Source organism: Collinsella aerofaciens, assembly GCF_039752775.1.
GTDB lineage: Bacteria > Actinomycetota > Coriobacteriia > Coriobacteriales > Coriobacteriaceae > Collinsella > Collinsella aerofaciens_R.
Genome location: NZ_JBDMGT010000027.1, coordinates 1 through 13,771, shown reverse-complemented (window position 1 = coordinate 13,771; position 13,771 = coordinate 1). Strand labels below are relative to the sequence as shown.

At 59.7% G+C, this 13,771-nt stretch carries 13 protein-coding genes; 7 read left to right on the top strand and 6 right to left on the bottom strand.

Going from position 1 to position 13,771, the window contains the following annotated elements; all coding sequences use genetic code 11:
• Window positions 1-51 precede the first annotated feature (51 nt).
• From ABHR63_RS07775 to ABHR63_RS07750, 6 genes are all read right to left on the bottom strand, one after another.
• Window positions 52-861, bottom strand: coding sequence for a gamma-glutamyl-gamma-aminobutyrate hydrolase family protein (locus tag ABHR63_RS07775; RefSeq protein ID WP_346965245.1), 810 nt, complete (start codon window positions 859-861; stop codon window positions 52-54).
• Between the two features lie 87 nt (window positions 862-948).
• The gene (locus ABHR63_RS07770; RefSeq protein ID WP_117746439.1) at window positions 949-1,713 is read right to left on the bottom strand and encodes an amino acid ABC transporter ATP-binding protein; all 765 of its coding nucleotides are present in this window, start codon (window positions 1,711-1,713) and stop codon (window positions 949-951) included.
• A gap of 36 nt (window positions 1,714-1,749) precedes the next feature.
• Entirely contained in the window at window positions 1,750-2,583 is an 834-nt protein-coding gene (locus tag ABHR63_RS07765) for an amino acid ABC transporter permease (protein WP_346965246.1), read from the bottom strand.
• The gene (locus tag ABHR63_RS07760) at window positions 2,580-3,239 is read right to left on the bottom strand and encodes an amino acid ABC transporter permease (RefSeq protein ID WP_346965247.1); all 660 of its coding nucleotides are present in this window, start codon (window positions 3,237-3,239) and stop codon (window positions 2,580-2,582) included. The genes ABHR63_RS07765 and ABHR63_RS07760 overlap by 4 nt, the downstream gene beginning before the upstream one ends.
• Window positions 3,240-3,377: 138 nt before the next feature.
• The gene (locus ABHR63_RS07755) at window positions 3,378-4,373 is read right to left on the bottom strand and encodes a glutamate ABC transporter substrate-binding protein (protein ID WP_346965248.1); all 996 of its coding nucleotides are present in this window, start codon (window positions 4,371-4,373) and stop codon (window positions 3,378-3,380) included.
• A gap of 456 nt (window positions 4,374-4,829) precedes the next feature.
• Window positions 4,830-6,611, bottom strand: a complete 1,782-nt coding sequence (locus ABHR63_RS07750; RefSeq protein WP_346965249.1) for a 1-deoxy-D-xylulose-5-phosphate synthase — start codon at window positions 6,609-6,611, stop codon at window positions 4,830-4,832.
• A gap of 228 nt (window positions 6,612-6,839) precedes the next feature.
• Between ABHR63_RS07750 and ABHR63_RS07745 the strand changes: the two genes are divergently transcribed.
• The 7 genes from ABHR63_RS07745 (at window position 6,840) to ABHR63_RS07715 (ending at window position 13,433) form a co-directional block, all read left to right on the top strand.
• Window positions 6,840-7,376, top strand: coding sequence for an HD domain-containing protein (locus tag ABHR63_RS07745; protein WP_346965250.1), 537 nt, complete (start codon window positions 6,840-6,842; stop codon window positions 7,374-7,376).
• Window positions 7,377-7,379: 3 nt separating this feature from the next.
• Entirely contained in the window at window positions 7,380-8,399 is a 1,020-nt protein-coding gene (locus ABHR63_RS07740) for a putative ABC transporter permease (RefSeq protein WP_346965251.1), read from the top strand.
• Between the two features lie 198 nt (window positions 8,400-8,597).
• A complete protein-coding gene (locus tag ABHR63_RS07735) occupies window positions 8,598-9,875 on the top strand; it encodes an ammonium transporter (RefSeq protein ID WP_346965252.1) in 1,278 nt (425 codons plus the stop codon).
• 146 nt (window positions 9,876-10,021) lie between these two features.
• Complete coding sequence (locus ABHR63_RS07730; protein ID WP_099432138.1) at window positions 10,022-10,360, top strand: P-II family nitrogen regulator; 339 nt, start codon at window positions 10,022-10,024, stop codon at window positions 10,358-10,360.
• A 74-nt stretch (window positions 10,361-10,434) separates the two neighbouring features.
• On the top strand, window positions 10,435-11,097 hold the full coding sequence (locus ABHR63_RS07725) for a TetR/AcrR family transcriptional regulator (RefSeq protein ID WP_346965253.1): 663 nt from the start codon (window positions 10,435-10,437) through the stop codon (window positions 11,095-11,097).
• 130 nt (window positions 11,098-11,227) lie between these two features.
• Window positions 11,228-12,460, top strand: a complete 1,233-nt coding sequence (locus ABHR63_RS07720) for an MFS transporter (protein WP_346965946.1) — start codon at window positions 11,228-11,230, stop codon at window positions 12,458-12,460.
• A gap of 115 nt (window positions 12,461-12,575) precedes the next feature.
• Window positions 12,576-13,433: an HAD-IIB family hydrolase gene (locus tag ABHR63_RS07715; RefSeq protein WP_346965255.1), complete on the top strand. Its 858-nt coding sequence runs from the start codon at window positions 12,576-12,578 to the stop codon at window positions 13,431-13,433.
• Window positions 13,434-13,771 lie beyond the last annotated feature (338 nt).

Genomic DNA, 13,771 nt, shown 5'->3' with positions numbered 1-13,771 from the left:
GCCGGACCATGTGGCCGGCGGGGCACCCTTATCTGTTTTGTGGTTCGCGAGCTAACGGGCCTTCTTAACCTTTGCCGCTGCCTCGACAAACGACTTCCACAGGTTAAAGTCGGTCTCGAGCGTCTTCCACGTGTACTCGGGGTGCCATTGCACACCCAAGCAGAACGGCTGGCCTTCGACTTCGATGCACTCGGGCACGCCATCGGTTGCCTTGGCGACCAAGCGCGTGCTTTTACCCAGACGATCGATGCAGCAGTGGTGTGCGGAGTTGGTCTGGATAAGCCTGTGCCCGCCAAGCGCGCGCTCCAGCAACGAGCCCGGCACGACCTCGACGGGATGCACGGGGTCGTTGAGCACGTGGGTATGGCGCCACTGCGTGCGGCCCTCGCGCGCGCCCAGGCTTGGCACGTCCATGCACAGGGTGCCGCCGGTGGCGACATTGAGCAACTGCGTGCCGCGGCAGGTGGTAAAGAGCGGCTTTTTGGCGCGGAGCACCTCGCCGACCAGCTTAAACTCAAAGCTATCGCGGATCTCGCAGCAGAGGGTGGGGTCGTAGGGTCGATCATCGCCCCAACGTTTGGGATTGACATCGGGGCCGCCGGGAATGGCGATGCCGTCGGCGATATCGACGTAATGACGGATGACCTCAATGTCCTCGGTGATGGACATCTGCAGCGGCAGGCCGCCGGCGGCAAGGATGGCATCGACAAAGACGCTCGCAATCTCCTCGTTGGGGGAGAGCGTCTCGCTCAAATAGGGTTTCGCTTCTTCCCAGCGTGGTGCGACCAGGATGAGCGGACGGTCGGCGGGATCGACGTCGACGTGCGGAGTGTAGGACGATGAGGTGCGGGTTCCGATCATGGGCGTAGCTTTCGAATCCGGGTGGACATGGCACAGGGGTGGCGCGGAGCAAACGTTACTGATGAATTTGCCCGCGTGGCAATTGGGTTAGTGGCCCTTGATGGAGTTGAGGAAGTCCTGGGCGCGCTTGGTCTGGGGGTGGTCGAAGAACTCGTCGGGCGTGCCGGTTTCCACGATCTGACCGTCGGCCATAAAGACGACGCGGTCGGCTACGCGGCGGGCAAAGTTCATCTCGTGTGTGATGACGATCATCGTCATGCCCTGCTGGGCCAGACGGACCATGACCTCGAGCACCTCGTTGATCATTTCGGGATCAAGGGCACTTGTGGGCTCGTCAAAAAGCATGGCCTTGGGCTGCATGGCGAGTGAACGGGCGATGGCCACGCGCTGCTGCTGGCCGCCCGAGAGCTGTGCGGGTACCTTGTCGGCCTGCTCGGCCACGCCCACGCGGCTCAGCAGGTCCATGGCGCGCTCACGAGCCTCCTCCTTGGACACGCCCAGCACGTCGACCGGCCCTAGCATGACGTTCTGCAGCACCGTCATATGTGCGAACAGGTTGAACTGCTGAAACACCATGCCCAGCTCGGCACGCATGCGGGCAAGGTCCTTGCCTTCCTGCGGCAGGGGCTCGCCCTCGATGAGGATCTCGCCCGAGTCGATGGTTTCCAGACGGTTGATGGTGCGGCACATGGTCGACTTGCCCGAGCCCGAGGGGCCGATCACAACGACGACCTCGCCGCGGTCGACCGAGAGATTGATGTCGTTGAGGACGTGCAGATCGCCATAGTGCTTATCGACGTGCCTGAGCTCGATCAGCGGCTGATTGCCGGTGGAAGAGGTGCTCTGTGCCATGGTGCTCGGCTCCTTATGACTCGAAATGGTAAAGCGTTAGCGGATGATGGTCGCGCCGGTCTTGTGCGAAACATAGACAGCGGCCTTGTTGATCGCGACGTTGATGAGGATGTAGATGACCGCGATAACCAGGTAGACCGACACGAGGGCGTCGTAGTTGGTAATGAGCACGCGGGCATTTTGCATCAGGTCGGGATAGCTCACCACGTAGGCGACGGTGGTGTCTTTGACTACGACCACGAGCTGCGAAATCAACGACGGAATGATAAACCGAATAGCCTGCGGCAACACGATTTTAAAGGTGATTTTGGCCTTGGAGAGACCGAGCGCCTGGGCTGCCTCGACCTGACCGCGCGGCACGGCATTGACGCCGGCGCGGAAAATCTCGGCCAGCACGCCGGCCGCAGCGAGCGCGACAGGCAGCGCGAGCATCCAAAACGACGGCAGCGAGATCTTGTACTGGGGCAGCACCAAAAAGAAGAAGTAGATGAACAGCAGACTCGGCACACCGCGGAAGAAGTCGGTGAGCACGCGGCAGACCAGCTGTAGCGGCTTGATGCCGCTGGTGCGGCCGAGCATAAGGGCTAAGCCCAGCACCAGCGCGATGGCGCCAGCGGTGAGTGCGACTTTAACAGTGCCCTCAAAGCCGGCAAGCAAGAACTTCCAGGTGGTGAGGTGCGTAAAGAAATACCAATAGTGGACCGAAAGCTGGCCGGTCACATAAAAGCGCTGCAGTACCAGGACGGCGAGTGCGGCGACGGCAACAAGCGAGATGGCGGTGCCGATGCGAATCTTGGCGCGCATCTTGGGGCCGGGAGCCTCGTAGAGCGCGTCGCGCATGGTGAGCGCGGAGGTGGAGTGCTTGCTCATCGGAGGATCCTCACCTTCTTATCGATATAGTTGCCAATGTGGCTTACCACAAAGGCCGTGCCCAGGTAGCCGAGTGCCGAGATAAAGAACGCGGCGACGCCGCCGAGCGAGCGGGTATTGATGTAGCTCACCACGCCGGTGAGCTCCTGCGGTTTAAGCGGCACCTGGCTGCCGAGCGCGGTGGTGAGCATGACGGCGATAAAGAGGTTGGTCATGGGCAATACACTTGAGCGCAGTGCCTGCGGAATCACGATCTTGGCGAGGATGCGATTAAAGCTCATGCCGAGCGAACGTGCGGCTTCGACCTGACCGACGCCGACGGTGTTGATGCCGCTCATAAAGTTTTCGGAGCCAAAGGCCGAGCCCAAAAGGACCGTGGCGACGATAACGCAGGCGCGGTAGGGCAGAACGACCTTGAGCGGCGGCAGCGCATAGACGACGATAATGAGCAGCGCGATGCCGGGGATGTTACGGAAGACCTGGACATACAGGTCGCCAAAGACGCGCAGCGGCTTGAGCGGCGACACGCGCATCACGGTGACGGCGACGGCCAACACCATGGCGATGGCAAACGACTCAAGCGTCATGCCCCAGGTTGCTAGCAGCGCGTCGATATAGTTCTGGCCATAGAGCGACCAGAGCTCGGAGAGACTCATGCGGACCTCCCGCCGATAAGGAAAGGGGCTCCCGTGTGTACGGAAGCCCCGACAACTCAGTGAGGAAACAGTTTACCGCAATAAAGCGGATCGTGCGTTTCCATATGGTTTCGTTGCGGCCGTTACCAGGCTCGCTGACTAGGCGCCGATCTCGGGCAGCTCGGGAACATTGGTGTCGCCCGTACGGTCGCCGATGCAGATCTGCCACAGCTCAGTCCAGGTGCCGTCGTCCTCGATCTTCTTAAGGAAGTCGTTGACAAAGGCGACGCCGTCGGAATCGAGCGGCAGACCGATGCCATAGGGCTCCTTGCTGCCGAAGGGCTTGCCGGCGATCTTGTACTTACCGGGCTCGCGGACCAAGGCGCTCTGCTGCATGTTGTTATCGATGACGTAGGCGTCAACGCGGCCCTGCTGGAGTGCCTGGCGGGCCTCCTCGTCGGTCTTGAACTCCTGCTGGCTGGCCTTGGGAGCGAGCTCCTCCAGGATGGCGGGGCCGTTGGAGCCGGACTGGACGGCGACGTTCTTGTCGGCCAGGTCGTCGACGCTCTTGATGTCGTCGTTATCGGCGAGCACCAGGATAGCCTGCTGCGTGTAGTAATAGGGACCGGCAAAGGAGACGAGCTTCTTGCGCTCGTCAGTGATGGTGTAGGTGGCAAAGACAGCGTCGACCTGGCCGTTCTGCAGGACGGACTCGCGCGTGTCCGAGGTCACCTGGGTGATCTCGACCTTGTTCTCGCCCAGAATGTAGTTGGACAGGAGCTGTGCGATACCGGCATCGAAGCCGCGGGTCTGACCGTCTTTCTCGTTGAGGAGGGAGAAGAGCGTGGAGGTCTGAACGCCACCGATCTTAAAGACGCCGGCGTCCTTGACGGCCGTGGCCCAGGTGCTGGCGGTGATGGCGTCGTCATCGGCCTTGGGGCCGTCGTTGACGAGCTTGTCGAATGCCTTGGCATCGAGCGTGGCGGAAACCTCGGTATCCTCGGAGCCCTTGGAGGAGCTAACGGCGGAGCCCTTGTCGGCCTCGGCGCTGGTGTCAGAGCAGCCGGCAAGACCAAGGCCGGCGACGGTTGCGAAGGTAGCGGCGACAAAGCCGCGGCGGTCGAGAACGACCTGCTGGGAGAGGTTCTTGCTCATAGTAGAACACCTTTCTCAATAAAATCCCTAGCGGTTGAGTAGAGTTATACCCTATCCCGCTCAAATGGGTCAACATGAAATAACTCAGAAACATACTTGCCTTATGGGTAATTCTACCTACCAAAAAGGGACAGGCACCTTTGTGGTGGTTCTGGCCGATGGGCGGCATGCCTTACTGTTTTGTTTCGATCTGTAACATCTTCAGCCGTTTTTGCCGAGTAACTGTTACAGATTGAGATTTTCTATTCAAGGGAATTCGAATGTCTCAATCTGTAACATCTGGACGGTCAAAAGGTCCCTATCTGTTACAGATTGAGACAAAGGTCTGGGACTACGACGTCTTATCTAGATCTGTAACAGTTAGACGAAAATTCGGGCCCTAGATGTTACAGATTGAGATAATCGCGTCGTGAAAACAAAAACCTCCGCAGGGGTGCTTCCCTTGCGGAGGTTTTCTTACTCGTTGAGTAGTCTCACGGCTTCGGCGGCCATATTCTCGACCGTCATGCTGTTTTGAGCGAGCAGTTCGTTGGGGTCGTAGCGGTCGGGGAAGCCCTTGGCGATGCCGAAGGTGCGCGTGCGCAACGGCGTGCATGCCAGGTAACAGGCTACGCGCTCGCCCCAGCCGCCGTCCAAGATGCCGTCCTCGAGGGTGACGACAACGCGATGCTCGGCGGCAAGACTGTCGAGGAACTCGCGGTCGAGCTCGGTTGCAAAGCGCGGGTTGACGAGCGTGGCCTCGATGCCGTACTCGGCAGTCAGACGGTTTGCCACGCGCTCGCCCAGCTCAAAGAAATCGCCGAGCGCGAGTACGGCAACGTCGCGACCCTGGCGCACCACGTTGTAGCGAACGGCGCTGTAGTCGGTGTCTTCGGCGGGTGCAAGGTCGGGACGGCTCACCAGGCCAATACCAGGCACACGAATCGCCACGGGATGCTCGCGGTGGTCGAGCGACCAGCTCAGCATGGACAGATATTCCTCCATGCAGGCCGGCGCCAAGTAGTGCATGTTGGGAAGAGCGCCCAGCATGGAAATATCGAAGAACGAAAGGTGCGTCTCGGACGTGGTGCCAAAGATCGACGCACCAAACACCAAAATGGTTGCCGGGGCATCGTTGAGGCACAGGTCGTGCCACAGCTCGTCGTAGGCGCGCTGCAAAAACGTGCCGTACACACCAAAGACTGGCTTGGCGCCCGAGCGAGCAAGCGCGGTGGCAAAGGTCACGGCGTGCTCCTCGGCAATGCCCACATCGACGAACTGTTTGCCGGCGGCAGCGCGAAGCTCGGGCGTAAAACCCATGATGTAGGGCGTGGCGGCCGTGATGCCCACGACCTGCGGATCGCGCTCGATGGCGGCACTGAGCGCCTCGCCCGTAATGTCGGCATAGGTGCGCGGCGCAGGCTCGCTCGGATGGCCCGGGCAGAGCTTGCGCCCGGTCGCCATGTCAAACGGACCCACGTGGTGCCAGCGCTCGGGGTCGCTTTGGGCTGGCTCAAAGCCCTTGCCCTTGGCGGTGGAGACGTGCAGCACGATGGGATGATCGATATTGCGCAGTTCCTGCAGCGCGTCGACGAGGGCCAACACATCGTTACCGGCGTCCAGATAGCGGTAGTCGAGCCCCATCGCGCGGAAAACGTTGCGCTCGCAGGTGCCGTTGCTGGCGCGCAGCTCGGCCAGATTGCGATACAGGCCGCCATGGTTCTCGGCAATGGACTGGTCGTTATCGTTGACGATGATGATCAGGTTGCTATCGAGTTCGGCGGCATTGTTAAAGCCCTCAAACGCCAGGCCGCCCGAAAGCGAGCCGTCGCCAATGATGGTGATGACGTTGTACGCATCGCCCGCCAGGTCGCGAGCGTGCGCTAGGCCGCAGCCCAGGCTCACCGAGGTCGAGGTGTGACCCATGGCGAACAGGTCGTGCTCGGACTCGTCGGGATTGGCAAAGCCAGAGGCCTCGCCGTAGCGTGCCGGGTCGATATAAGTGTACGCGCGCCCGGTCAGCGCCTTATGGGCGTAGGTCTGGTGCGAAACGTCAAAGACAATCTTGTCGATGGGGGAGTTAAACACGCGATGAAGCGCAACCGTAAGCTCAACGACGCCCAGGTTGGGGGCAACGTGCCCGCCGACGGCGGCGGAGCTTTCGAGGATGGCGTGGCGAATCTCGTCGCAGAGCTGCGGGAGCTCGGCACGATTAAGAGCCTTGACGTCCTCGGGCGTTGTCGTTTGCGTAAGCAGCATCGTTGTGGGTTACTCCATGCGAATCGAGCGCCGGCGCTCCCTCGGCCGACACAATTGCACAAGACAGTCTCGCACATTTTGGCGTTTGATATGTGACGGCGGCGCGGTAATTCGCCAACTGGTGGGGCAAAACGTTTTGTCCGATGCCATACTGATGTGTTCCATGATGTTTTTATCGATCGTGCACAGGCTGTGGCTTGCCGCCGTGAGCCGCTGGAGGGAGGCAGCATGTCCGATGCCGTTCGTGCCGAGAAAATCGCGCGCGAAGTAGACCATGCTGCCCGTCAACTGGCACAGGCGGGCCGGCTGGACCTGACGCGCGAGTTTATCCAGCATGGCGACGTGACGGTCTATGCGCATGTGACTTCGGTAGCGCGGGCGAGCCTGTCCTTTGCCGAGCGCCTGGGCCGCGTCGGTGTTTCGGTCGACCGTGCCTCGCTGCTGCGCGGAGCCCTGTTACACGATTACTTTCTCTACGATTGGCACGACCCCGACCCGAGCCATCGACTGCACGGATTCCGGCATCCATTTTTTGCTCTGGCGCGTGCCGAGGAAGATTTTGATCTGACGCCGCGCGAGCGGAATATTATCGTGCGCCATATGTTTCCGCTGGTGCCGGTGCCGCCGACGTGTCGTGAGGCATGGATTGTGTGCCTGGCGGATAAATGGTGCGCTCTGCGCGAGACGATCGCCGGCCGTCTGCCGCGCAAGGACGAGGCAGACGATGGCGTGAGCGGCGAATCGAGCGAAAAGAGGAGAGGGTAGACGGTGGGGACCGCGATTGATATGGCGTTTGGCGGCGCGACGCTTGCCGCCTGCCCACTCTCGGCACTGGTGCTCTCGTTTGCCTTTTACGGGTTTTGCGGTTGGGCATGGGAGTCGACAGTATGCGCCATGCTCAATCACGGACGATTTGCCAACAGTGGCTTTTTGCTGGGGCCGTGTTGTCCTATCTATGGTGTGGGCGGCATTGCCTGCTGGCTTTTGCTGCGCGGGATTCCGGATGCCTCGAGCCAGTTTGTCGCCGCGGCGCTTGTATGTAGCGCAATCGAGTATAGCGTGGGCCTTCTATTGGAAAAAACAACGGGCGCTCGCTTTTGGGACTATTCGCACCTGCCGTTTAACCTGCACGGACGCATCTGTCTGTACTGGGCATGCACGTTTGGCTTGGGTGCGTTGTGCATTTGTCGTTTAGTGGAGCCGGCATTGCTGGGGCTGCTTGGCCATCTGCCGGTGCTGATTGTGCGGCTGTCCGCCTTTATCGTCGCGGTCGCGATGATGGTCGACGCGGTGTGCTCGTTGGCGAGCTGGCGCCGCCTGTCCGATCAGCTGGAGCGCGTTCGGGCCGACCTTGCCGACCGCATCAACGAGTCGCTTGCCGATGCGTCCGACTCTATGCTCGAACGTATTCCCGATTCGGCAATCGACTCGGTGGCACAGACGCACATCCGTAGCCGTGCCGTTAACGCGTGGCTGGCCGAGCTGGGCGACGCGACGCTCGATGCCCTGCGCGAGAAGGCTTCGATGCCGACGTTTATCGCGGATGGTGCTCGCGGCCTGGCGCTTGCCGCCCGCCGCGTGGCCGATGCCGCGCCGAGCATGCCGCGTCCGTCGCTCAGTCGTCGCCTTGCCGGCAAGCGCATGAGCCGTCCGGTGCCGAGCGTGTCACTCAGCCGCCGCGACCTACGCTTCTTTAACGCCTTCCCGCGTCTGCGCATCAATCGCTACGAAGGTGTCATTCGAGCAACTAATCTCCGCGACCGCGCCCACGAGCTGTTCCGGCGCTAGCCGGGACGGGCGCGCTCACGGCTCCCTTGCTCGCGTATTTCCCGTTCGTTTCGCGCCCGTTGCTGCGCCGTTTCCAAGATTGCGGCACCGTTTCCATTCGACAACGCAGCGTTTAACAACGCCGTATCTGGTCTACACCAGTTGCCCCTCGGCCGCATTATGGGCGCCGACAACGTTCATGCGATCAAGGGGGAGCGAATGTACGATACGGGATCGACAACGTTTATGCTCATCTGCACCATGCTCGTGTTTTTAATGACACCGGGTCTGGCGTTTTTCTATGGCGGCCTGTCCAGGCGCAAAAATGTCATCAACACCATGCTTATGTGCTTTGGCGCCATTGGCCTGGTTGGTGTGCTGTGGATTGTTGCCGGCTGGTCGCTGGCCTACGGCGGTGACGGTTCCAGCCCGTTTATTGGAGGCCTTGACCAGCTGCTGTGCCTGCCGGTGCTCAACCAGGTGCTGCAGGCGGCCGAGGGCAATGCCGCGGACGGTGCCGTCTACCCTCAGATTGTCAACATTGCCTTCCAGATGGCGTTTGCCATGATCACGGCAGCTATCGTCACGGGTAGCCTGGCCGGCCGCGTTAAGTTTGGTGCCATGACGGCCTTCCTGGGCATTTGGCTGCTCGTGGTCTATGCGCCGCTCGCCCACATGGTCTGGGGCGGCGAGGGCTCTTTTATCGGCGACATCATCGGCGCGCTCGACTTTGCCGGCGGCGACGTGGTGCACATTTCGTCCGGTCTTACGGGCCTGATTCTCTGCTTAATGCTCGGCCGTCGTCGCGGCTTTGGCATGGTGAGCTACCGTCCGCATAACGTGCCGTTTGTGGCGCTGGGCGCCGGCCTGCTTTGGTTTGGCTGGTTTGGCTTTAACGGCGGCAGCGAGTTTAAGGCCGACGCCGTGGCGGCACTTGCCATCCTCAACACTGTGACGGCCAGCGCGGCGGGTATGGTCTCGTGGCTTGCCGTCGAGCGCGTGCACACCGGTCGCCCCACGCTGGTGGGTGCCAGCACCGGTCTGGTTGCGGGCCTTGTGGTGGTCACGCCGGGTGCGGGCTTTGTCGAGCCGTGGGCAGCGCTGGTTATGGGTTTGATTGTATCGCCCGTCTGTTACTTGGCCATTAGCCATCTCAAGACCAAGTTTGGCTACGACGATGCGCTCGACGCGTTCGGTTGCCACGGTATCGGCGGCATCTTGGGCGGCGTGCTCACGGGCCTGTTCTGCGTGCCGGAGCTTTCGTGGACCGGTAAGGGCGGCCCGTTCTACACGGGCGACGTGTCGCTACTCGTCTCGCAGGTCCTGGGTATTGTTGTGACGGTCGTCATCGTGCTGGTGCTCGATTTGGTGATCGCCGCGGTGGTCAAGGCGCTGTTCCACGGCAGCCTGCGTGTGGACGAGGCCGACGAGGCGTTGGGGCTGGACGCGAGTCAGCACGGCGAGAGCGCATACCCCTCCTTCTCGGGACTTGACTAGCGGCTTCCCCAGGCGCCGCACCTTGGGTTTCAAACCGTCGCTTGCGTACAAAAGTACGCGGCGCTCCTCTTTCAACCCAATCTGCGGCACCTGGGAAACCCGCGTCTCATGTAAGGGGATACGTTGATTATTGAGAGGAATTCATTATGAAAAAGATCACGGCTATCGTGCGCCAGGAAAAGCTTGAGGTTCTTAAAGACGCACTGTTTGCTGCCGATGTTCGCGGCATGACTATCAATCAGGTGCAGGGTTGCGGTGCGCAGCATGGCTGGAAGGAATACGTGCGCGGCAACGAGTTGCTTGTCAACACGATCCCTAAGGTGCAGTTCACCCTTATCTGCGCCGACGAGCACGTCGACGGAATTGTCGACATCATCTGCAACGCTGCTCGCACCGGTGCCGTTGGAGACGGCAAGATTTGGGTCGAGCCGGTCGAGGAGGTAATCCGCATCCGTACCGGCGAACACGGCCCCGCCGCGGTGTAGAATCGACCGCCTACCATCCGCAACGTTAAAATGCTGCAATGAGGCACAAGACTTGCGTTGCGGATGGACGGATTATGGGTCGTAATAAATATCCCGAGGAGACTGTCGCGAAGATTCTCGACGCGGCACTGGAGCTATTCTGCGTACAGGGTTATGAGGGGACGAGCATTCAAGACATCGTCGACCGCCTCGATGGCATGACTAAGGGCGCTGTCTATCATCACTTTAAGAGCAAAGAGGAGATTTTCAACGCCGCATTTGATCGGGCAATGGCTCCGATTGTTGAGCGCCGCCGCGCGACACTCGGTGCTGGCAATATGACGGGAGCCCAAAAGCTCAAGCGACTGTACGCGCCCGAGTCTGTCGTTCCGCAAATTGAGCTATGGGCACGCATGCATCCTGCGGCAGATCCGGTAAAAAGCTCGCGTCTACTGGCGATGCAGTACCAGGGCTCGTTCGACGAGTCGGCCGATGGCTGTCTTTTGCCAGTGATCGAGGAGGGCATCGCCGACGGCTCCATTGCGTGCAAATGCCCGCGCGAAGCGGCTGAGGCCGTATCGTTGTTGGCGAATCTTTGGCTGCTGCCGCTGTTCCGTCCGCTCGAGACCAAGGATCGAATGCTCGCTCGCGCGCAATGTTTGGCGCAGATGGCGGCCGCGGTGGGGCTCGATTTGGGTAATGAAGTGCTCCAGACAACGGCTCAGATTTGGGACGTATGGAACCGTGCTGGGTGGTAATATAGATACTGACGGTATGTAATTGATTTGTAAGGGTAGCCACGGCTGCCCTTTTCAAGTCATTAAATACATACTAATGGTATGTATAGGGGGCAGGCTTATGGCTGGAATGCGGAGGAGCAATGTCTCGTTGGCGCCAAAAACAGTGCGATCTATCAGGCTATTTGGTCTTCTTGTTGCACAGCTGTGTGCGTATTCGATGCTGTCGGCACTGTGCTTTGCGTGTCCGCTTTACTTGTTCGATTGCAGCGGCTCCTCAACGTTATATGGCGCCGTCGCGGCGATAGCGTTCATACCGGGCGTGCTCGCGACTCCGGTTGGCGGGATTTTGGCGGATCGGGGAAGACATCGCGGGGTTCTTGTGGTACTCGGCATTGTTCTGATGGCTGCATCACTGCTGTTTATCCCCATGAAACGTTCGCTGCCTCTTGCGGTCGTCGTAGTAGCGATACTTTGTGCTCAATATGGCGTTCAATCGCTGCTAAAGCCAATACTCCAAATTGAGACGGTACGCATGGCGGGTGAAGAGAAGATTGAGCGGGCCACCGCATTGGTTTCGCAGATGACCATGGTGAGCAATATCTTGGGCCCTGTAGTCGGGACGGCAGTCTATGGGTGCTTTGGTATCGATACTCTATGCGAAACCGCGGCGTTGACGTTTACGATGTCAGCCCTGCTGTTCGGGGGCGCACTCAAGCAAAATGCCTCATCTGAAACGATGGGAGACGGCGCGACTCGTGCGACACGCCGAAACGATTTTCGGGAGTTGATTCGGTACCTGTCTCAAAACTCATCATTGCTCGTTGTGTTTTTGATTGCGGCTATTTTGAACCTTGCGTTAGTTGGGTTAACGATTGGTGCTCCCGTTATTGTTGCAAAGCATCTCGGAATGCAGTCATCCTTTGTTGGGATTATTGAGGTGGCTATGGGCTTAGGTGGTCTTGTCGGCAGTGGTTTGGTCGGCATTTGGCCGCATCGTTTTTCCTTCAAGGGCATATGTCGATATGTTGCGATGATCTGTTTAGGAGTCGTACCGATTATTGTCACGCTACTGAGCGGTCCTGATGAATTTGCGTTTACCGCGCTTGCGGCCGGCTCGGCATGGGTCATGGCGTGGGCAAGCATTACATCGGTTGAAATCGTTTCATTTGTTCAGCGGTCAGCGCCAAAGGAACTCTGCGGAAAAGTGCTGGCACTCGTTTATATGATGCTTTCCTGTGCAACGCCTATTGGCCAATTGGTTTACGGGCTCGCATATGATCGATGGGCTCCGGCGATTGTATTCGCAGGAATGTTGGCGGTACTGACGTTGACTACGGTGCAGTTTTATCGGCTGAAAAGTCGCTTGTGGCAATTGTCTTAAGGCGCAGGGACACCGTGGATTTGCGGAAGCATTGTCCCGCCGCGCCGGGACGCCATTGTCTGGGCATGCCTCACCTTCGTCTACAATATCGTGCAGACGAAGGAGAGGCATGCCCATGATCAAGATGTTTGCGAGTGACTTAGACGGAACGCTGCTGAACGCCCTGCACGAGGCGGATGGGACCATCCGCCGTGCCATTCGCGAGCTGACCGAGGCTGGCTTGCATGTGGTTCCCGCGACCGGGCGCTCGACGTTGCCAATCGGCGAGCATGGCTTTACGGGGCTGGCACTCGACGCCTGTTGCTCCAACGGATCCATCGTGCGCAACAGCCATGGCGAGGTGCTCAAGACCTGGACCATCGACCCGCAGGTTACCGAGGAGCTGCTCAAGGCGTTCCCGGACATTTGCTTCGACTGTTCCACGCCCGACGGCATGTTCTCGAGCGGTTCGTTCGAGATGCACCAGGCGGGCTTTAAGAAGGACAGCCCTATCAAGCGCATCGTGATGCGCGGCATGCGCGCACGTGGTGGGTATCACGAGGAGCAGTATTTCGATCAGTCGATCGGCGACATCCTGCGCCACGATGTGTGTAAGATCAACTGCCGCGTGACCTCGCCCGAGCTGGAGCGCGACCTTAAGGCGTATTTGGCCGAGCGATCGGACCGCGTGGTCAACGCGCCGTTCGATCCGGTGATGTTCGAGATCACGGACGTGGCGTGCAACAAGGGTGAGAGCGTGGCCTGGCTGGCGGGCTACTACGGCATTGCCGAGGACGAGGTCGCGGTTTACGGCGACGGCGGTAACGACATTGCCATGCTCAAACGCTTCCGTCACAGCTACGCGACCAAAAACGCTAGCGATGCAGCCAAGGCCGCCGCGAGCGCGACCATCGGCAGCTGCATGGTCCACGCCGTCCCCAAACACATGCTCGCCACCATGCGCAAGCAAAACTCTCGCACCGTCATCGAATAATGTGACAACGGGACAGTCCCTTTGCCACGGGTGACGCTGGTCTCCTGAAACCCGAACATATATTCGCATATATAACTGCGCTTTGATAGAATTGATACTGTTGGCGGCAGTTCCATGTGCCGGGCAACGCCCTCCATCTGATGGGAGGTGATGCCCATGACCGATCTGATTGATTTCGTGAGACTTCTGACCGCTTTGGTCTCGTTCTCCACGGCGCTCGTCGGGCTTTCCGAGGCACTCAAGCAACGTTCGAAGCAACGTAAGACGATATGAGAAAGCCATTTGGGTCGCCTCCCCCGCGGCGCAGCTTCTTTCCGCGGGCTCGGGATGCCACAATG